Origin of the sequence: Providencia rustigianii DSM 4541 (assembly GCF_000156395.1) — a bacterium.
In the GTDB taxonomy this organism is placed as follows: Bacteria; Pseudomonadota; Gammaproteobacteria; order Enterobacterales; family Enterobacteriaceae; genus Providencia; species Providencia rustigianii.
In genome coordinates this window covers 79,166-95,322 of sequence record NZ_GG703823.1, presented here as the reverse complement: position 1 = coordinate 95,322, position 16,157 = coordinate 79,166, and the positions used below count along the sequence as shown (strand labels likewise).

Below are 16,157 nucleotides of genomic sequence, written 5' to 3'. Positions count from 1 at the left end.
GCGCGCAATTGACCGTCCATTCCTGCTGCCAATCGAAGACGTATTCTCAATCTCTGGTCGTGGTACAGTAGTAACAGGCCGTGTTGAGCGTGGTATCGTTAAAGTTGGTGAAGAAGTTGAAATCGTTGGTATCCAAGACACAGTTAAAACAACTTGTACTGGCGTTGAAATGTTCCGTAAACTGCTTGACGAAGGTCGTGCTGGTGAGAACGTTGGTGTTTTACTGCGTGGTACTAAGCGTGAAGAAATTCAACGTGGTCAAGTACTGGCTAAACCAGGTTCAATCAAGCCACACACTACTTTTGAATCAGAAGTTTATATTCTGAGCAAAGATGAAGGTGGTCGTCATACTCCATTCTTCAAAGGCTACCGTCCACAGTTCTACTTCCGTACAACTGACGTAACCGGTACTATCGAACTGCCAGAAGGCGTAGAGATGGTAATGCCAGGCGACAACATCAACATGATCGTGACACTGATTCACCCAATCGCGATGGATGATGGTTTACGTTTCGCAATCCGTGAAGGTGGTCGTACTGTAGGTGCGGGTGTTGTTGCAAAAATCATTGCATAATACCGCTCTTTCTGAATAAGAAAGAACCACTAAAAAAGGACGTCCTAGGGCGTCCTTTTTGTTTTTGAGTATTTGATTTTTATTTTTACTTATATTTTTTAGAATAGAAGTCTTATTAATAATGCTAATTGAAATGCCAATCATTTTCATTTAAACTTGCTGTATGTTATTTATGCAGGTAAATGATCATGTATGTATGCCTTTGTGAAGCGATCACTGATAAACAAATTAGAAATACGGTGAGAAAAAATCAAGTCACCTCTCTAAAAGGTTTGCGCCAAATTTTACCTGTTGGTCGAGAATGTGGAAAATGTCTTCGACAAACTTGTGAAATTCTACAAGAAGAATTAACCCACCTCAATGAACTCTGTGTTGAACACGTAGCATAGAGCTATCCGATTATCTGTTTCAACTAAATCAAATTGCATTTACTACGGTTGCTGTGTAAATAATATTCAAATCATCGATTTCAGTACTACACTTAAAGAACTGGAAGCGATGGAGAATAAAAATGAAAGGCGATAAAAAAATGATAGCCCATTTAAATAAATTATTGGGCAATGAGCTAGTTGCAATCAACCAATACTTTTTACACGCTCGTATGTTTAAAAATTGGGGTCTAACTAAATTGAATGAGATGGAATATCACGAATCCATCGATGAAATGAAACATGCAGATAAATACATTGAGCGAATCCTTTTTCTTGAAGGTATTCCAAATCTTCAAGATCTAGGAAAGTTAAATATTGGTGAAGATGTGGAAGAGATGCTTGCTTCAGATTTAAAACTTGAACTTGATGGCGCTAAAAATTTAAAAGAGGCCATTAGCTATGCCGATTCTATTCATGATTATGTTAGTCGTGATTTAATGATAGATATACTTGCTGATGAAGAAAATCATATAGATTGGATTGAAACACAAGTGGAACTAATAAAACGTTTAGGTATACAAAATTATCTCCAAGCTCAAGTCACTGAAGAATAATTGTCATCAGATATTCAGATATTCAGATATTCATATAAATGGAAAAAGGCTCAGAGATGAGCCTTTTTTCTATCTACGGATGACCATCAGAAAATTCGCACATATTTTCTCCGATTACTTGCGTTTCATAATAAAATACGTATAATACGCGGGCTTACTGATGAGTAGGCCCTAGACTTTAGGACTGAAAGCTCAGTATTGAGTTAACGATTTGTTGCTCATTTAGACAATACTTCCGATATGGGAGTTACATCAAGAACGATTACACTCCCCCATCAATCGAAATGGGTGTGAGGAGTAGTCATTTACGTTTATAAAATAGTTGGAGCTCTGGTCTCATGCAGAACCAAAGAATCCGTATCCGCCTTAAAGCTTTTGATCATCGTTTAATCGATCAATCAACTGCGGAAATCGTAGAGACTGCTAAGCGCACTGGTGCGCAAGTTCGTGGTCCTATCCCGCTACCGACACGTAAAGAGCGTTTTACCGTTCTGATTTCTCCGCACGTTAATAAAGATGCGCGTGATCAGTACGAAATTCGCACTCACAAGCGTCTGGTTGACATCGTTGAGCCAACCGAAAAGACCGTTGATGCTCTGATGCGTCTGGATCTGGCTGCCGGTGTTGACGTGCAGATCAGCCTGGGTTAATCAGGTCGTCGAACGATTGAGAGGTTGAAACAATGATTGGTTTAGTCGGTAAGAAAGTAGGTATGACTCGTATCTTCACTGAAGATGGCGTTTCTATTCCCGTAACTGTTATCGAAATTGAAAATAACCGCGTTACTCAGGTCAAAACTGCAGAAACTGACGGTTACAATGCAATTCAGGTTACTACTGGTAGCAAAAAAGCTAACCGTGTAACTAAGCCTGAAGCAGGTCATTTCGCTAAAGCTGGCGTTGAAGCTGGCCGTATACTGCGTGAATTCCGTACTGAAGAAGGTACTGAGTTTAAAGCAGGTGAAAGCATTAGCGTTGAAATTTTCGCTGACGTTAAAAAAGTCGACGTTACTGGTACATCTAAAGGTAAAGGTTTTGCCGGCACAGTTAAGCGCTGGAATTTCCGTACTCAAGATGCTACTCACGGTAACTCCTTGTCTCACCGTGTTCCGGGTTCTATCGGTCAGAACCAGACTCCGGGCAAAGTGTTCAAAGGCAAGAAAATGGCAGGCCAACTAGGTAATGAGCGTGTAACCGTTCAAAGCTTAGATGTAGTACGTGTTGACGCTGAGCGCAACCTGCTGCTGGTCAAAGGTGCTGTTCCAGGAGCAACTGGTAGCAACCTGATCGTAAAACCGGCTGTCAAGGCTTAACGTCGAGGAGATAGGAATGGAATTGGTAATGAAAGACGCGCAAAGCGCGCTGACTGTTTCCGAAACTACCTTCGGGCGTGATTTCAATGAAGCGCTTGTTCACCAAGTAGTGGTTGCATATGCAGCTGGTGCTCGTCAAGGTACTCGTGCTCAGAAAACTCGTGCTGAAGTTTCTGGTTCAGGTAAAAAACCATGGCGTCAAAAGGGTACTGGTCGTGCTCGTGCTGGTTCAGCCAAGAGCCCAATTTGGCGCTCTGGTGGTGTTAGCTTTGCAGCTAAACCACAGGACCACAGTCAAAAAGTTAATAAAAAGATGTACCGTGGTGCTTTAAAAAGCATTTTATCTGAATTGGTACGTCAAGATCGTCTGATCGTTGTCGAGAAGTTTTCTGTAGAAGCGCCTAAAACTAAGCTGCTAGCACAGAAACTGAAAGATATGGCTCTGGAAGATGTACTGATCATCACTGCTGAATTAGATGAAAATCTGTTTTTAGCAGCACGTAACCTGTACAAGGTTGACGTACGTGATGCAGCTGGTATTGACCCAGTTAGCCTGATTGCTTTCGACAAAGTGGTTATGACTGCTGATGCTGTGAAGCAAGTTGAGGAGATGCTGGCATGATCCGTGAAGAACGTCTGCTACAAGTACTGCGCGCGCCGCATGTATCTGAAAAAGCTTCTACAGCGATGGAAAAAAGTAATACCATCGTTCTCAAAGTTGCGAAAGACGCGACTAAAGCAGAAATCAAAGCTGCTGTACAGAAACTGTTTGAAGTTGAAGTTGAAGGTGTTAACACTTTGCTGGTTAAAGGCAAAACTAAACGCCACGGTCAGCGTTCTGGTCGTCGTAGTGACTGGAAAAAAGCTTACGTTACGCTGAAAGAAGGCCAGAATCTGGACTTCGTTAGCGGCGCAGAGTAAGTCGGAGGAGTAAAGAACAATGGCAGTTGTTAAATGTAAACCTACGTCTCCGGGCCGTCGCCACGTTGTTAAAGTGGTTAACCCAGAGCTGCATAAGGGAAAACCTTATGCACCACTGTTAGAAAAAATGAGCAAGTCTGGTGGTCGTAACAACAATGGTCGTATCACTACCCGTCATATCGGTGGTGGTCACAAGCAGCATTACCGTTTAGTTGATTTTAAACGCAACAAAGATGGTATCCCTGCAGTTGTTGAGCGTTTGGAGTATGATCCAAACCGTTCTGCGAACATCGCACTGGTTTTATATAAAGACGGTGAACGTCGTTATATTCTTGCACCAAAAGGCTTGAAAGCTGGTGACCAGATTCAATCTGGTGTTGATTCAGCAATCAAAGCAGGTAACGCACTGCCAATGCGCAACATCCCCGTTGGTTCTACAGTTCATAATATCGAACTGAAACCAGGTAAAGGTGGACAGTTAGCGCGTTCAGCAGGTACTTACGCTCAGATCGTTGCTCGTGATGGTGCTTATGTCACCCTGCGTTTGCGTTCTGGTGAAATGCGTAAAGTTTTAGCGGATTGCCGTGCAACCTTAGGTGAAGTCGGTAACGCTGAACATATGTTACGTGTTCTCGGTAAAGCTGGTGCTAGTCGCTGGCGTGGTATTCGTCCTACCGTTCGCGGTACTGCGATGAACCCAGTAGACCATCCACATGGTGGTGGTGAAGGCCGTAACTTTGGTAAACACCCTGTAACACCATGGGGCGTTCAGACCAAAGGTAAGAAAACTCGTAGCAACAAGCGTACTGATCAATTCATCGTACGTCATCGTTCTAAAAAATAATTAGAGGATAAGCCATGCCACGTTCTCTCAAGAAAGGTCCTTTTATTGACCTGCACTTGCTGAAGAAGGTAGAGAAAGCGGTGGAAAGCGGAGACAAGAAGCCTCTCAAGACTTGGTCCCGTCGTTCAACGATCTTTCCTAATATGATCGGATTGACCATCGCTGTCCATAATGGTCGTCAGCATGTTCCAGTATTCGTAACCGACGAAATGGTTGGTCACAAACTGGGTGAATTCGCACCGACTCGCACTTATCGCGGCCATGCGGCAGATAAGAAAGCTAAGAAACGTTAAGGATAGGAGGAAGAGATGGAAACTTTAGCTATGCATCGCCACGCTCGTTCTTCTGCCCAGAAGGTTCGCTTAGTTGCCGACCTGATTCGCGGTAAGAAAGTGTCGCAAGCTCTGGAAATTCTGGCCTACACCAACAAGAAAGCTGCTGGTTTAGTAAAGAAAGTACTTGAGTCTGCAATTGCTAACGCAGAGCAAAACGATGGCGCTGACATTGATGATCTGAAAGTTGCGAAAATTTTCGTAGACGAAGGTCCAACTATGAAACGCATCATGCCGCGTGCGAAAGGCCGTGCAGATCGTATTCTTAAGCGCACCAGCCACATCACTGTGGTTGTGTCCGATCGCTGAGACTCTGGAGACTAGCAATGGGTCAGAAAGTACATCCTAATGGTATTCGCCTGGGTATTGTCAAACCTTGGAACTCTACTTGGTATGCGAATACTAATGAATTCGCTGACAACCTAGACAGCGATTTTAAAGTACGCCAGTACTTGAATAAAGAATTGGCAAAAGCGTCAATTTCACGCATCGTAATCGAGCGTCCTGCTAAAAGCATCCGTGTGACTATTCACACTGCTCGCCCAGGTATCGTTATCGGTAAGAAAGGTGAAGACGTTGAAAAACTGCGTAAAACAGTAGCGGATATCGCTGGTGTTCCTGCGCAAATCAATATCGCCGAAGTTCGTAAACCAGAACTGGACGCAAAATTAGTTGCTGACAGCATCTCTTCTCAGCTGGAACGTCGTGTTATGTTCCGTCGTGCTATGAAGCGTGCTGTACAGAATGCAATGCGTCTGGGCGCTAAAGGTATTAAAGTTGAAGTCAGTGGCCGTTTAGGCGGTGCTGAAATCGCTCGTACCGAGTGGTATCGTGAAGGCCGTGTGCCACTGCACACATTACGTGCTGATATCGATTACAACACTTCAGAAGCGCACACCACTTATGGTGTTCTCGGCGTTAAGGTATGGATCTTCAAAGGTGAGATTCTGGGTGGTATGGCTGCGGTTGAACAAGCTGAGAAACCAGCTGCTCAACCTAAAAAGCAGCAGCGTAAAGGCCGCAAGTAAGGAGCGTCGCTATGTTACAACCAAAGCGTACAAAATTCCGTAAGGTGCATAAAGGCCGCAACCGTGGTCTGGCGCAAGGTACGGATGTTAGCTTCGGCACTTTCGGTCTTAAAGCTGTTGGCCGTGGTCGTCTGACTGCACGTCAGATCGAAGCGGCACGTCGTGCTATGACCCGTGCTGTTAAGCGTCAAGGTAAAATCTGGATCCGAGTATTCCCAGACAAGCCAATCACTGAAAAGCCACTCGAAGTTCGTATGGGTAAAGGTAAAGGTAACGTAGAATATTGGGTTGCCTTAATTCAGCCTGGTAAAGTCCTGTATGAAATGGACGGTGTGCCTGAAGAGCTGGCTCGTGAAGCATTCTCTCTGGCAGCAGCGAAACTGCCTATCAAAACCACCTTTGTAACTAAGACGGTGATGTAATGAAAGCACAAGAGCTGCGCGAAAAAAGCGTAGAAGAGCTGAACGCTGAACTTTTGAACCTGTTACGTGAACAATTTAATTTACGTATGCAAGTTGCAAGTGGTCAGCTGCAACAGTCTCATCTAATGAAACAAGTGCGTCGTGATATCGCACGTGTGAAGACTTTACTAACTGAGAAGGCAGGTGCGTAATGAACGATAAAATCCGTACTCTGCAAGGTCGTGTAGTTAGTGACAAAATGGAGAAATCTATTGTTGTTGCTATCGAGCGTATGGTGAAACACCCTCTGTATGGTAAATTCATCCGTCGTACGACTAAATTGCACGTACATGACGAGAACAATGAATGTGGAATTGGTGACGTGGTAGAAATCCGCGAAACTCGTCCACTGTCTAAGACTAAGTCTTGGGCCTTAGTTCGCGTTGTAGAAAAAGCTGTTCTGTAATAGAATAGATTTTTCGTGATAAATAAACGGCTCTTTTTGTTCGGGCCGTTTATTTTTTTCTGTCCAACACGAAGATGTGGTGTTATAATGCCGCGCCCTCGTAGTATGGGTATATTTGAACGGCCTCTTCATAATGAGGTGGCTCAGTAGTAGTTGACATTTAGCGGAGCACTAAAATGATCCAAGAACAGACTATGCTGAACGTGGCCGACAACTCCGGTGCACGTCGCGTAATGTGTATCAAGGTTCTAGGTGGCTCGCACCGTCGCTATGCACATGTAGGCGACATCATTAAAATTACTGTCAAAGAAGCAATTCCACGCGGTAAAGTTAAAAAGGGTGATGTCCTGAAAGCGGTAGTGGTGCGCACCAAGAAGGGTGTACGTCGCCCTGACGGTTCTGTCATTCGCTTCGATGGTAATGCTTGTGTGTTATTAAATAATAACAGCGAGCAAGTAATCGGTACGCGTATTTTTGGGCCGGTAACTCGTGAACTTCGTAACGAGAAGTTTATGAAAATTATCTCTCTGGCACCTGAAGTACTCTAAGGAGCGAAACTATGGCAGCGAAAATCCGTCGTGATGACGAAGTTATCGTGCTAACTGGGAAAGACAAAGGTAAGCGCGGTAAAGTAAAACAGGTTATTTCTTCTAGTAAAGTTATTGTTGAAGGTATCAATCTGGTTAAAAAACATCAGAAGCCTGTACCGGCTCTGAATCAACCAGGTGGCATCGTTGAAAAAGAAGCGGCTATTCAAGTTTCTAACGTTGCAATCTTTAACACGGCAACTGGTAAGGCTGACCGTGTAGGCTTTAGATTTGAAGACGGGAAAAAAGTCCGTTTCTTTAAATCTAACAGTGAAACTATCAAGTAATTTTTGGAGTATACGATGGCGAAACTGCATGATTACTATAAAGACGAAGTAGTTAATAAGCTCATGACTGAGTTTAACTACACTTCTGTCATGCAAGTCCCTCGGGTCGAGAAGATCACCCTGAATATGGGTGTTGGTGAAGCGATCGCTGATAAAAAACTGCTGGATAATGCAGCAGCTGACTTAACAGCAATCTCTGGTCAAAAACCACTGATCACCAAAGCACGCAAATCTGTTGCAGGCTTCAAAATCCGTCAGGGCTATCCAATCGGCTGTAAAGTAACTCTGCGTGGCGAACGCATGTGGGAGTTCCTCGAGCGACTGATTTCTATTGCTGTTCCACGTATTCGTGACTTCCGCGGCTTGCCTGCTAAGTCTTTCGATGGTCGTGGTAACTACAGCATGGGTGTACGTGAACAAATCATCTTCCCTGAAATCGATTACGATAAAGTGGATCGTGTACGTGGTTTAGATATTACTATCACCACTACTGCGAAATCAGATGACGAAGGTCGCGCACTATTAGCAGCGTTCAACTTCCCGTTCCGCAAGTAAGGCAGGGTACTCATGGCTAAGAAATCTATGAAAGCGCGTGATGTTAAGCGTGCTAAATTAGCTGAGAAATTCTTCGCGAAACGCGTAGAACTGAAAGCTATCATCTCTGATGTTAAAGCATCTGATGAAGATCGCTGGGACGCTGTTCTCAAGCTGCAAACACTGCCACGTGATTCAAGTCCTTCTCGTCAGCGTAACCGCTGCCGTCAAACTGGGCGTCCGCATGGTTTTCTGCGGAAATTTGGTCTGAGCCGTATTAAAGTCCGTGAAGCCGCTATGCGCGGTGAAATCCCGGGCCTTAAAAAGGCTAGTTGGTAATTGTCACCATATTGAATCACGGGAGTAAAGACAGATGAGCATGCAAGATCCCATCGCGGATATGCTGACCCGTATCCGTAACGGTCAGGCCGCGAATAAAGTTGCGGTCACCATGCCTTCCTCCAAGCTGAAAGTGGCGATTGCCAAAGTGCTGAAGGAAGAAGGCTATATTGAAGATTTTAAAATTGAAGGCGACATCAAGCCAGAACTGGAACTGACTTTACGTTATTTCCAAGGTAAGGCTGTCGTAGAAAGCATCCAGCGTGTAAGCCGCCCAAGTCTGCGCATCTATAAGAAAAAAGATGAGCTGCCACAAGTTATGGCTGGCTTAGGTATCGCTGTTGTTTCTACCTCTAAAGGTGTCATGACTGATCGTGCAGCTCGCCAAGCTGGTCTTGGTGGCGAGATTCTCTGCTACGTAGCTTAATTCGGGAGGAAAGAATGTCTCGTGTGGCAAAAGCACCCGTCGTCATTCCTGCCGGCGTAGAGGTAAAACTCAACGGTCAGGTTATTTCGATCAAGGGTAAAAACGGCGAGCTTACTCGTACTATCCATAATGCAGTTGAAGTTAAACATGAAGATGGCCACTTAACTTTCGGTCCACGCGAAGGTTTTGCAGATGCATGGGCACAAGCGGGTACTTCTCGCTCACTGCTGAATGCTATGGTTATCGGTGTTACCGAAGGCTTCACTAAAAAGCTTCAACTGGTCGGTGTTGGTTACCGTGCAGCAATCAAAGGCAATGCAGTAAGCTTGTCTTTAGGTTTCTCGCATCCGGTTGAACACGCACTGCCAGCAGGCATTACTGCTGAATGTCCAACACAAACTGAAATCGTACTGAAAGGTGCGGATAAGCAAGTGATTGGTCAAGTCGCGGCAGAATTGCGTGCTTACCGTCGTCCTGAGCCTTATAAAGGCAAGGGTGTTCGTTACGCCGATGAAATCGTGCGTACTAAAGAGGCTAAGAAGAAGTAAGGTAACACTATGGATAAGAAAGCAGCTCGTATCCGTCGTGCGACCCGCGCACGCCGCAAGATCCAAGAGTTGGGTGCGACTCGCCTGGTGGTACATCGTACTCCACGCCATATTTATGCGCAGGTTATTGCACCTAACGGTTCTGAAACATTGGTTGCCGCTTCTACAACAGAAAAAGCTATCAATGAGCAAGTGAAATTCACTGGAAACAAAGATGCAGCAGCAGCAGTTGGTAAATTAATTGCTGAGCGTGCACTGGAAAAAGGCATCACTGTTGTTGCTTTTGACCGTTCTGGTTTCCAATATCATGGTAGAGTCCAGGCACTGGCAGATGCTGCCCGTGAAGCTGGCCTTCAGTTCTAAGGTAGAGGTGTAAGATGTCTCACATCGAAAAACAAGCTGGCGAACTGCAGGAAAAGCTGATCGCGGTAAACCGCGTAGCTAAAACCGTTAAAGGTGGCCGTATTTTCAGCTTTACCGCACTGACTGTAGTTGGTGATGGTAACGGTCGCGTTGGTTTTGGTTACGGCAAAGCGCGCGAAGTTCCGGCAGCAATCCAGAAAGCGATGGAAAAAGCCCGTCGCAGTATGAAAACCGTTGCTCTAAACAACGGCACATTATTCCACCCAGTGAAAGGTACTCACACAGGTTCTCGTGTGTTTATGCAGCCTGCTCACGAAGGTACAGGTATCATTGCAGGTGGTGCAATGCGTGCTGTTTTAGAGGTAGCTGGAGTTCGAAACGTACTGGCTAAAACCTATGGTTCCACAAACCCAATCAACGTGGTTCGTGCAACACTGGATGCTTTAGACAGCATGAAGTCTCCAGAAATGGTCGCAGCTAAGCGTGGAAAATCCGTCGAAGAAATTCTGGGGTAATCAGCCATGGCTAAGACTATTAAAATTACACAAGTTCGCAGTTCAATCGGTCGTCTGCCTAAGCATAAGGCAACACTGGTCGGTTTAGGTCTGCGTCGCATTGGTCATACAGTAGAGCGCGAGGATACTCCTGCAGTTCGTGGTATGGTCAACTTGGTTTCCTACATGGTTAAAGTTGAGGAGTAAGAGATGCGTTTAAATACTCTGTCTCCGGCTGAAGGTGCCAAGCACGCGCCTAAACGCGTAGGTCGTGGTATCGGTTCTGGTCTCGGTAAAACCGGCGGCCGTGGTCACAAGGGTCAGAAATCTCGTTCTGGCGGTGGCGTACGTCGTGGTTTTGAAGGTGGCCAGATGCCTTTATACCGTCGTTTACCGAAATTCGGTTTTACTTCACGTAAAGCAATGATCACTGCAGAGATTCGTCTCTCTGATTTTGCTGCTGTTGAAGGCGATGTTATTGATCTGAACGCACTGAAAGCCGCGAACGTTATTGACATCCAGATTGAATACGCAAAAGTTATTCTTTCTGGCGAAGTAAATCGTGCAGTTACTGTACGTGGTCTTCGTGTTACTAAAGGTGCTCGCGCTGCAATCGAAGCTGCCGGCGGTAAAATTGAGGAATAAGTGACAGATGGCTAAACAACCAGGATTAGATTTCCAAAGTGCCAAAGGTGGAGCTGGCGAACTGAAACGCAGACTTTTGTTTGTAATAGGGGCGCTAATTGTTTTCCGAATTGGTTCTTTTATTCCAATCCCTGGTATTGATGCCACTGTGCTTGCCAAATTGCTCGAACAGCAACAAGGTACCATCATTGAAATGTTTAACATGTTCTCTGGTGGTGCTCTCAGCCGTGCTTCTATCTTTGCTCTGGGTATCATGCCGTATATTTCGGCATCGATTATTGTCCAGTTATTATCTGTGGTTAATCCACGATTAGCAGAGATCAAGAAGGAAGGAGAAGCAGGTCGTCGGAAGATAAGCCAATATACTCGCTGGGGTACTCTGGTATTAGCAATATTTCAATCTATTGGTATTGCAATGGGTCTACCGAATATGCCAGGGATGCAAGGATTAGTTATTGATCCAGGTCTCCCATTCTACTTCACGGCAGTTGTTAGCTTAGTCACAGGAACTATGTTCCTTATGTGGTTAGGTGAGCAGATAACTGAAAGAGGTATCGGAAACGGTATTTCAATAATTATCTTCGCTGGTATTGTTGCGGGTCTACCGCCGGCTATTGGCCATACCATCGAGCAAGCTCGGCAAGGCGATCTGCACTTCCTCCTGTTGCTGTTGGTTGCGGTATTAGTATTCGCGGTTACTTTCTTTGTTGTATTTATGGAACGTGGTCAACGTCGTATTGTTGTAAACTATGCCAAACGTCAGCAAGGTCGCCGTGTTTACGCAGCACAAAGTACACATTTACCGTTGAAAGTGAATATGGCGGGTGTAATTCCTGCAATTTTCGCTTCCAGTATCATACTATTCCCGGGTACAATAGCATCTTGGTTTGGCGATGGAACTGGCTGGGACTGGCTGACTACAGTATCTATGTATCTGCAGCCTGGACAACCGTTATATGTATTGCTTTATGCATCTGCGATCATCTTCTTCTGTTTCTTCTATACTGCGTTGGTTTTCAACCCAAGAGAAACAGCGGATAACCTGAAGAAGTCCGGTGCATTTGTACCAGGAATTCGTCCGGGAGAGCAAACGGCCAAGTACATCGATAAGGTAATGACCCGACTGACATTGGTTGGTGCTCTTTATATTACCTTTATCTGCCTAATCCCGGAGTTCATGCGTGACGCAATGAAAGTACCTTTTTACTTTGGTGGTACTTCCCTCTTAATCGTGGTTGTCGTTATCATGGACTTTATGGCTCAAGTGCAAACTCTAATGATGTCAAGTCAGTATGAGTCTGCATTGAAAAAAGCAAATCTAAAAGGTAAATAGTCATTTTCGTGATTATGATTTGCTTAGAAGTTACGGAGAGTAAAAATGAAAGTTCGTGCTTCCGTCAAGAAATTATGCCGTAACTGCAAAATTATTCGTCGCCATGGTAGCGTTCGTGTGATTTGCAGTGTTGAGCCAAGACATAAACAACGTCAAGGCTAAGAAAAAGCATTTTTTTCTTGCAAAGTTGGGTTGAGCTGGCTAAATTAGCCAGCCAATCTTTTTATCTAAGATACATTATTATTTGAGTATCCTGAAAACGGGCTTTTCAGCATAGTAATGTATATTTTAACTTAGGAGTGCATAGTGGCCCGTATAGCAGGCATTAACATTCCTGATCATAAACATACCGTAATCGCTTTAACATCGATTTTCGGCATCGGCAAAACTCGTTCACAGGCTATCTGTGAAGCAACTGGTATTGCTGAAAATGTTAAGATCAGTGAGCTGTCTGAAGAACAAATCGACAAGCTGCGTGACGAAGTTGCTAAATACGTTGTAGAAGGTGACTTACGTCGTGAAATTACCCTGAGCATCAAGCGTCTGATGGACCTTGGATGTTACCGTGGTTTACGTCATCGTCGTGGTCTTCCTGTGCGCGGACAGCGTACTAAGACTAACGCTCGTACCCGCAAGGGTCCGCGTAAGCCGATCAAGAAATAAGTCGGGGTATTGAATAATGGCAAAAGCACCAGTTCGTGCACGTAAGCGTGTAAGAAAACAAGTCTCAGACGGTGTGGCTCATATCCATGCTTCTTTCAACAACACAATCGTTACCATTACTGACCGTCAGGGTAACGCATTAGGTTGGGCAACTGCCGGTGGTTCCGGTTTCCGTGGTTCTCGCAAATCTACTCCGTTCGCAGCTCAGGTTGCAGCAGAGCGTTGCGCAGAAGCTGTGAAAGAATACGGAATCAAAAACCTGGAAGTTATGGTTAAGGGACCGGGTCCGGGTCGCGAATCAACAATTCGTGCTCTGAACGCCGCTGGTTTTCGCATCACTAATATTACTGATGTGACTCCTATCCCTCATAACGGTTGTCGCCCACCGAAAAAACGTCGCGTTTAATACGTATCGTTTTTTTTAGGACTGTTGGAGAAAGAAAATGGCTAGATATTTGGGTCCTAAGCTCAAGCTGAGCCGTCGCGAAGGAACAGACCTCTTCCTGAAGTCTGGTGTTCGCGCGATTGACACCAAGTGTAAATTAGAACAGGCACCTGGCCAGCACGGAGCGCGTAAACCGCGTCTGTCTGACTATGGTGTTCAGTTACGTGAAAAACAAAAAGTTCGTCGTATTTACGGTGTTCTGGAACGTCAATTCCGTAACTATTATAAAGAAGCAACACGCCTGAAAGGAAACACAGGTGAAAACCTGCTGACTCTGCTGGAAGGTCGTCTTGATAACGTCGTTTACCGTATGGGCTTTGGCGCAACTCGCGCAGAAGCACGTCAAATGGTTAGCCATAAAGCTATCATGGTAAATGGTCGCGTAGTCAATATCGCTTCTTATCAGGTTTCCCCGAATGACGTTATCAGCGTTCGTGAGAAAGCTAAAAAACAGTCTCGTATCAAGGCTGCTTTAGAGCTGGCTGAACAGCGTGAGAAGCCAACTTGGCTGGAAGTTGATGCTGCTAAAATGGAAGGTGTGTTCAAGCGTATGCCTGAACGTACTGACTTGTCTGCGGACATTAACGAACACCTGATCGTCGAGCTTTACTCCAAGTAAAGCTTAGCACCAAAGAGAGGACACAATGCAGGGTTCTGTGACAGAGTTTCTAAAACCGCGCCTGGTAGATATCGAGCAAGTCAGTTCGACGCACGCTAAGGTGACCCTTGAGCCTTTAGAGCGCGGCTTCGGCCACACTCTAGGTAACGCACTGCGCCGTATTCTGCTTTCGTCTATGCCGGGTTGTGCGGTGACAGAGGTTGAGATTGATGGTGTACTGCATGAGTACAGCACCAAAGAAGGTGTACAGGAAGATATCCTGGAGATTCTCCTCAACCTGAAAGGGCTGGCGGTAAAAGTTCAGGGGAAAGATGAAGTTATTTTAACCTTGAATAAATCTGGCATTGGCCCTGTGACTGCAGCCGACATCATCCATGATGGTGATGTCGAAATCGTCAAGCCACAGCATGTTATCTGCCACCTCACTGACGAAAACGCATCTGTAAATATGCGTATTAAAGTTCAGCGTGGTCGTGGTTATGTGCCGGCTTCTGCCCGAGTTCATTCGGAAGAAGATGAGCGCCCAATCGGTCGTTTGTTAGTCGATGCTTGCTATAGCCCTGTAGAGCGTATTGCCTACAATGTTGAAGCAGCTCGTGTTGAGCAACGTACGGATTTGGATAAGTTAGTAATTGAAATGGAAACTAACGGTACAATTGATCCTGAAGAGGCAATTCGCCGTGCAGCTACCATCCTGGCTGAACAACTTGAAGCTTTTGTTGACTTACGTGATGTACGTCAGCCAGAAGTTAAAGAAGAGAAACCAGAATTCGATCCTATCTTACTGCGCCCAGTTGACGATCTGGAATTGACTGTCCGCTCTGCTAACTGCCTCAAAGCAGAAGCTATCCACTACATCGGTGATCTGGTACAGCGTACAGAAGTTGAGTTGCTGAAAACGCCTAACCTCGGTAAGAAGTCTCTTACTGAAATTAAGGACGTCTTGGCATCTCGTGGCCTTTCTCTAGGTATGCGCTTAGAAAATTGGCCACCAGCAAGTATTGCTGATGATTAGGATCACAGGTTAAGGTTTTACTGAGAAGGATAAGGTCATGCGCCATCGTAAGAGTGGTCGTCAATTGAACCGCAACAGCAGCCACCGCCAAGCTATGTTCCGTAACATGGCAGGTTCTTTAGTTCGTCATGAAATCATCAAGACGACTCTGCCTAAAGCGAAAGAACTGCGTCGCGTCGTTGAGCCGCTGATTACTCTTGCCAAGACCGACAGCGTAGCTAATCGTCGTCTGGCATTCGCACGTACTCGTGATAACGAGATCGTTGCAAAACTATTTAATGAACTGGGACCTCGTTTCGCAGCTCGTGCAGGTGGTTACACTCGTATTCTTAAGTGTGGTTACCGTACAGGCGACAACGCTCCGATGGCTTACATCGAGCTTGTTGACCGTGCTGTTGAGTCTCAAGAAGCGGCTGCAGAGTAATCTGTAATTGCTTTCAAGAAAACCGGGCGTATTGCCCGGTTTTTTTGTACCTGCTATTCTATCCTTTCTGTTTGACTCTTTTCCTTGAATTTCCTATTTCGATCCATATTTATAGGTAGAGCTTTATGAGCATGTATAAGATAGGTCAAATAGCTAAACTTGCAGATGTGACCCCAGATACCATTCGTTTTTATGAAAAACAGGGACTGATGGGGCATAAAGTAAGAACTGAAGGTGGATATCGATTGTTTACCGAGCATGATTTACAGCGGCTACGTTTTATTCGTTATGCTAAGCAGCTTGGTTTTACTTTAGAAGCTATTACCGAATTATTATCAATTCGAGTTGATCCTGAGCATCATACCTGTCAGGAATCAAAGAATATTGTGGATATTAGACTTCTTGAGGTTGAAAAGAAGATTCAAGAATTGATCATAATGCGAGACTCATTAAAAATGTTGAGCTCAGCATGTTGTGGTGATGAGCATGCATCAACATATTGTTCAATTATGGAAATTTTAGAGAAAGGTGCATCAAAAATTTATTAGCTAAATGTAATTATTATGAAGGT

The 16,157-nt window shown here is 44.9% G+C and carries 32 protein-coding genes; all 32 read left to right on the top strand.

What is annotated here, in order from left to right; all coding sequences use genetic code 11:
• Positions 1-574 (top strand): EF-Tu C-terminal domain-related protein (locus tag PROVRUST_RS18020; protein ID WP_006816338.1); only part of this gene is annotated, 574 nt, incomplete at its 5' end.
• A gap of 188 nt (positions 575-762) precedes the next feature.
• Complete coding sequence (gene bfd / locus PROVRUST_RS18015) at positions 763-963, top strand: bacterioferritin-associated ferredoxin (protein ID WP_006816337.1); 201 nt, start codon at positions 763-765, stop codon at positions 961-963.
• A 122-nt stretch (positions 964-1,085) separates the two neighbouring features.
• The gene (gene bfr, locus PROVRUST_RS18010; RefSeq protein WP_006816336.1) at positions 1,086-1,559 is read left to right on the top strand and encodes a bacterioferritin; all 474 of its coding nucleotides are present in this window, start codon (positions 1,086-1,088) and stop codon (positions 1,557-1,559) included.
• Positions 1,560-1,897: 338 nt separating this feature from the next.
• Positions 1,898-2,209 (top strand): 30S ribosomal protein S10, encoded by a 312-nt coding sequence (gene rpsJ, locus PROVRUST_RS18005; protein WP_001181005.1) that lies wholly within the window; start codon positions 1,898-1,900, stop codon positions 2,207-2,209.
• 32 nt (positions 2,210-2,241) lie between these two features.
• Positions 2,242-2,871: a 50S ribosomal protein L3 gene (rplC, locus tag PROVRUST_RS18000; protein WP_006816335.1), complete on the top strand. Its 630-nt coding sequence runs from the start codon at positions 2,242-2,244 to the stop codon at positions 2,869-2,871.
• Between the two features lie 16 nt (positions 2,872-2,887).
• Positions 2,888-3,493, top strand: coding sequence for a 50S ribosomal protein L4 (rplD, locus tag PROVRUST_RS17995; RefSeq protein WP_006816334.1), 606 nt, complete (start codon positions 2,888-2,890; stop codon positions 3,491-3,493).
• Positions 3,490-3,792 (top strand): 50S ribosomal protein L23, encoded by a 303-nt coding sequence (gene rplW / locus PROVRUST_RS17990; RefSeq protein WP_006657015.1) that lies wholly within the window; start codon positions 3,490-3,492, stop codon positions 3,790-3,792. Before rplD ends, rplW begins: the two co-directional genes overlap by 4 nt.
• A 19-nt stretch (positions 3,793-3,811) precedes the next feature.
• A complete protein-coding gene (rplB, locus tag PROVRUST_RS17985; protein WP_006816333.1) occupies positions 3,812-4,636 on the top strand; it encodes a 50S ribosomal protein L2 in 825 nt (274 codons plus the stop codon).
• A gap of 14 nt (positions 4,637-4,650) precedes the next feature.
• Complete coding sequence (gene rpsS / locus PROVRUST_RS17980; RefSeq protein ID WP_004265426.1) at positions 4,651-4,929, top strand: 30S ribosomal protein S19; 279 nt, start codon at positions 4,651-4,653, stop codon at positions 4,927-4,929.
• Between the two features lie 15 nt (positions 4,930-4,944).
• Positions 4,945-5,277, top strand: a complete 333-nt coding sequence (rplV, locus tag PROVRUST_RS17975) for a 50S ribosomal protein L22 (RefSeq protein WP_006816332.1) — start codon at positions 4,945-4,947, stop codon at positions 5,275-5,277.
• Between the two features lie 17 nt (positions 5,278-5,294).
• On the top strand, positions 5,295-5,996 hold the full coding sequence (gene rpsC / locus PROVRUST_RS17970; RefSeq protein WP_004907131.1) for a 30S ribosomal protein S3: 702 nt from the start codon (positions 5,295-5,297) through the stop codon (positions 5,994-5,996).
• An 11-nt stretch (positions 5,997-6,007) separates the two neighbouring features.
• On the top strand, positions 6,008-6,418 hold the full coding sequence (rplP, locus tag PROVRUST_RS17965) for a 50S ribosomal protein L16 (RefSeq protein ID WP_004926449.1): 411 nt from the start codon (positions 6,008-6,010) through the stop codon (positions 6,416-6,418).
• Entirely contained in the window at positions 6,418-6,609 is a 192-nt protein-coding gene (gene rpmC / locus PROVRUST_RS17960; RefSeq protein WP_006816331.1) for a 50S ribosomal protein L29, read from the top strand. Before rplP ends, rpmC begins: the two co-directional genes overlap by 1 nt.
• Positions 6,609-6,863 carry a 30S ribosomal protein S17 gene (gene rpsQ / locus PROVRUST_RS17955; RefSeq protein WP_006657018.1) on the top strand — a complete coding sequence of 85 codons (255 nt, stop codon included), beginning with the start codon at positions 6,609-6,611 and terminating at the stop codon, positions 6,861-6,863. Before rpmC ends, rpsQ begins: the two co-directional genes overlap by 1 nt.
• A 176-nt stretch (positions 6,864-7,039) precedes the next feature.
• Positions 7,040-7,411 carry a 50S ribosomal protein L14 gene (rplN, locus tag PROVRUST_RS17950; RefSeq protein WP_004265449.1) on the top strand — a complete coding sequence of 124 codons (372 nt, stop codon included), beginning with the start codon at positions 7,040-7,042 and terminating at the stop codon, positions 7,409-7,411.
• Positions 7,412-7,422: 11 nt separating this feature from the next.
• The gene (gene rplX / locus PROVRUST_RS17945; protein ID WP_006816330.1) at positions 7,423-7,737 is read left to right on the top strand and encodes a 50S ribosomal protein L24; all 315 of its coding nucleotides are present in this window, start codon (positions 7,423-7,425) and stop codon (positions 7,735-7,737) included.
• Between the two features lie 15 nt (positions 7,738-7,752).
• A complete protein-coding gene (rplE, locus tag PROVRUST_RS17940; protein ID WP_006816328.1) occupies positions 7,753-8,292 on the top strand; it encodes a 50S ribosomal protein L5 in 540 nt (179 codons plus the stop codon).
• 12 nt (positions 8,293-8,304) lie between these two features.
• Entirely contained in the window at positions 8,305-8,610 is a 306-nt protein-coding gene (gene rpsN, locus PROVRUST_RS17935; protein ID WP_004265458.1) for a 30S ribosomal protein S14, read from the top strand.
• Between the two features lie 34 nt (positions 8,611-8,644).
• Positions 8,645-9,037, top strand: coding sequence for a 30S ribosomal protein S8 (rpsH, locus tag PROVRUST_RS17930; RefSeq protein WP_004907134.1), 393 nt, complete (start codon positions 8,645-8,647; stop codon positions 9,035-9,037).
• Between the two features lie 14 nt (positions 9,038-9,051).
• On the top strand, positions 9,052-9,585 hold the full coding sequence (gene rplF / locus PROVRUST_RS17925; RefSeq protein WP_006816327.1) for a 50S ribosomal protein L6: 534 nt from the start codon (positions 9,052-9,054) through the stop codon (positions 9,583-9,585).
• 9 nt (positions 9,586-9,594) lie between these two features.
• On the top strand, positions 9,595-9,948 hold the full coding sequence (gene rplR / locus PROVRUST_RS17920; RefSeq protein WP_006816326.1) for a 50S ribosomal protein L18: 354 nt from the start codon (positions 9,595-9,597) through the stop codon (positions 9,946-9,948).
• A gap of 14 nt (positions 9,949-9,962) precedes the next feature.
• Positions 9,963-10,463, top strand: a complete 501-nt coding sequence (gene rpsE / locus PROVRUST_RS17915) for a 30S ribosomal protein S5 (protein WP_006657022.1) — start codon at positions 9,963-9,965, stop codon at positions 10,461-10,463.
• A 6-nt stretch (positions 10,464-10,469) separates the two neighbouring features.
• Positions 10,470-10,649, top strand: coding sequence for a 50S ribosomal protein L30 (gene rpmD, locus PROVRUST_RS17910; protein ID WP_004265475.1), 180 nt, complete (start codon positions 10,470-10,472; stop codon positions 10,647-10,649).
• Positions 10,650-10,652: 3 nt separating this feature from the next.
• Complete coding sequence (gene rplO, locus PROVRUST_RS17905; RefSeq protein WP_006816325.1) at positions 10,653-11,087, top strand: 50S ribosomal protein L15; 435 nt, start codon at positions 10,653-10,655, stop codon at positions 11,085-11,087.
• 7 nt (positions 11,088-11,094) lie between these two features.
• Complete coding sequence (gene secY, locus PROVRUST_RS17900) at positions 11,095-12,420, top strand: preprotein translocase subunit SecY (protein ID WP_006816324.1); 1,326 nt, start codon at positions 11,095-11,097, stop codon at positions 12,418-12,420.
• A 45-nt stretch (positions 12,421-12,465) separates the two neighbouring features.
• Positions 12,466-12,582, top strand: coding sequence for a 50S ribosomal protein L36 (rpmJ, locus tag PROVRUST_RS17895; RefSeq protein WP_006816323.1), 117 nt, complete (start codon positions 12,466-12,468; stop codon positions 12,580-12,582).
• A 144-nt stretch (positions 12,583-12,726) separates the two neighbouring features.
• Positions 12,727-13,083, top strand: coding sequence for a 30S ribosomal protein S13 (gene rpsM, locus PROVRUST_RS17890; protein WP_004907144.1), 357 nt, complete (start codon positions 12,727-12,729; stop codon positions 13,081-13,083).
• Between the two features lie 16 nt (positions 13,084-13,099).
• Positions 13,100-13,489, top strand: coding sequence for a 30S ribosomal protein S11 (rpsK, locus tag PROVRUST_RS17885; RefSeq protein WP_004388621.1), 390 nt, complete (start codon positions 13,100-13,102; stop codon positions 13,487-13,489).
• 37 nt (positions 13,490-13,526) lie between these two features.
• On the top strand, positions 13,527-14,147 hold the full coding sequence (gene rpsD / locus PROVRUST_RS17880; protein ID WP_006816322.1) for a 30S ribosomal protein S4: 621 nt from the start codon (positions 13,527-13,529) through the stop codon (positions 14,145-14,147).
• Positions 14,148-14,172: 25 nt separating this feature from the next.
• Positions 14,173-15,162: a DNA-directed RNA polymerase subunit alpha gene (locus PROVRUST_RS17875; RefSeq protein WP_006816321.1), complete on the top strand. Its 990-nt coding sequence runs from the start codon at positions 14,173-14,175 to the stop codon at positions 15,160-15,162.
• Between the two features lie 37 nt (positions 15,163-15,199).
• Entirely contained in the window at positions 15,200-15,586 is a 387-nt protein-coding gene (gene rplQ / locus PROVRUST_RS17870; RefSeq protein ID WP_004907152.1) for a 50S ribosomal protein L17, read from the top strand.
• A 131-nt stretch (positions 15,587-15,717) separates the two neighbouring features.
• Positions 15,718-16,134: a Zn(2+)-responsive transcriptional regulator gene (zntR, locus tag PROVRUST_RS17865; RefSeq protein WP_039855953.1), complete on the top strand. Its 417-nt coding sequence runs from the start codon at positions 15,718-15,720 to the stop codon at positions 16,132-16,134.
• Positions 16,135-16,157 lie beyond the last annotated feature (23 nt).

Coding starts and splice junctions, on each gene's coding strand:
- rpsK (WP_004388621.1), top strand. CDS start 13,100: ATGGCAAAAGCACCAGTTCGTGCACGTAAGCGTGTAAGAAAACAAGTC.
- rpsQ (WP_006657018.1), top strand. CDS start 6,609: ATGAACGATAAAATCCGTACTCTGCAAGGTCGTGTAGTTAGTGACAAA.
- rpsS (WP_004265426.1), top strand. CDS start 4,651: ATGCCACGTTCTCTCAAGAAAGGTCCTTTTATTGACCTGCACTTGCTG.
- rplD (WP_006816334.1), top strand. CDS start 2,888: ATGGAATTGGTAATGAAAGACGCGCAAAGCGCGCTGACTGTTTCCGAA.
- rplN (WP_004265449.1), top strand. CDS start 7,040: ATGATCCAAGAACAGACTATGCTGAACGTGGCCGACAACTCCGGTGCA.
- rplX (WP_006816330.1), top strand. CDS start 7,423: ATGGCAGCGAAAATCCGTCGTGATGACGAAGTTATCGTGCTAACTGGG.
- PROVRUST_RS17875 (WP_006816321.1), top strand. CDS start 14,173: ATGCAGGGTTCTGTGACAGAGTTTCTAAAACCGCGCCTGGTAGATATC.
- rpmJ (WP_006816323.1), top strand. CDS start 12,466: ATGAAAGTTCGTGCTTCCGTCAAGAAATTATGCCGTAACTGCAAAATT.
- rplE (WP_006816328.1), top strand. CDS start 7,753: ATGGCGAAACTGCATGATTACTATAAAGACGAAGTAGTTAATAAGCTC.
- rplO (WP_006816325.1), top strand. CDS start 10,653: ATGCGTTTAAATACTCTGTCTCCGGCTGAAGGTGCCAAGCACGCGCCT.
- rpsJ (WP_001181005.1), top strand. CDS start 1,898: ATGCAGAACCAAAGAATCCGTATCCGCCTTAAAGCTTTTGATCATCGT.
- rpsC (WP_004907131.1), top strand. CDS start 5,295: ATGGGTCAGAAAGTACATCCTAATGGTATTCGCCTGGGTATTGTCAAA.
- bfd (WP_006816337.1), top strand. CDS start 763: ATGTATGTATGCCTTTGTGAAGCGATCACTGATAAACAAATTAGAAAT.
- zntR (WP_039855953.1), top strand. CDS start 15,718: ATGTATAAGATAGGTCAAATAGCTAAACTTGCAGATGTGACCCCAGAT.
- rplC (WP_006816335.1), top strand. CDS start 2,242: ATGATTGGTTTAGTCGGTAAGAAAGTAGGTATGACTCGTATCTTCACT.
- rpsH (WP_004907134.1), top strand. CDS start 8,645: ATGAGCATGCAAGATCCCATCGCGGATATGCTGACCCGTATCCGTAAC.
- rpsE (WP_006657022.1), top strand. CDS start 9,963: ATGTCTCACATCGAAAAACAAGCTGGCGAACTGCAGGAAAAGCTGATC.
- rplQ (WP_004907152.1), top strand. CDS start 15,200: ATGCGCCATCGTAAGAGTGGTCGTCAATTGAACCGCAACAGCAGCCAC.
- secY (WP_006816324.1), top strand. CDS start 11,095: ATGGCTAAACAACCAGGATTAGATTTCCAAAGTGCCAAAGGTGGAGCT.
- rplB (WP_006816333.1), top strand. CDS start 3,812: ATGGCAGTTGTTAAATGTAAACCTACGTCTCCGGGCCGTCGCCACGTT.
- rpmC (WP_006816331.1), top strand. CDS start 6,418: ATGAAAGCACAAGAGCTGCGCGAAAAAAGCGTAGAAGAGCTGAACGCT.
- bfr (WP_006816336.1), top strand. CDS start 1,086: ATGAAAGGCGATAAAAAAATGATAGCCCATTTAAATAAATTATTGGGC.
- rplF (WP_006816327.1), top strand. CDS start 9,052: ATGTCTCGTGTGGCAAAAGCACCCGTCGTCATTCCTGCCGGCGTAGAG.
- rplV (WP_006816332.1), top strand. CDS start 4,945: ATGGAAACTTTAGCTATGCATCGCCACGCTCGTTCTTCTGCCCAGAAG.
- rpsD (WP_006816322.1), top strand. CDS start 13,527: ATGGCTAGATATTTGGGTCCTAAGCTCAAGCTGAGCCGTCGCGAAGGA.
- rpsN (WP_004265458.1), top strand. CDS start 8,305: ATGGCTAAGAAATCTATGAAAGCGCGTGATGTTAAGCGTGCTAAATTA.
- rplR (WP_006816326.1), top strand. CDS start 9,595: ATGGATAAGAAAGCAGCTCGTATCCGTCGTGCGACCCGCGCACGCCGC.
- rpmD (WP_004265475.1), top strand. CDS start 10,470: ATGGCTAAGACTATTAAAATTACACAAGTTCGCAGTTCAATCGGTCGT.
- rplP (WP_004926449.1), top strand. CDS start 6,008: ATGTTACAACCAAAGCGTACAAAATTCCGTAAGGTGCATAAAGGCCGC.
- rplW (WP_006657015.1), top strand. CDS start 3,490: ATGATCCGTGAAGAACGTCTGCTACAAGTACTGCGCGCGCCGCATGTA.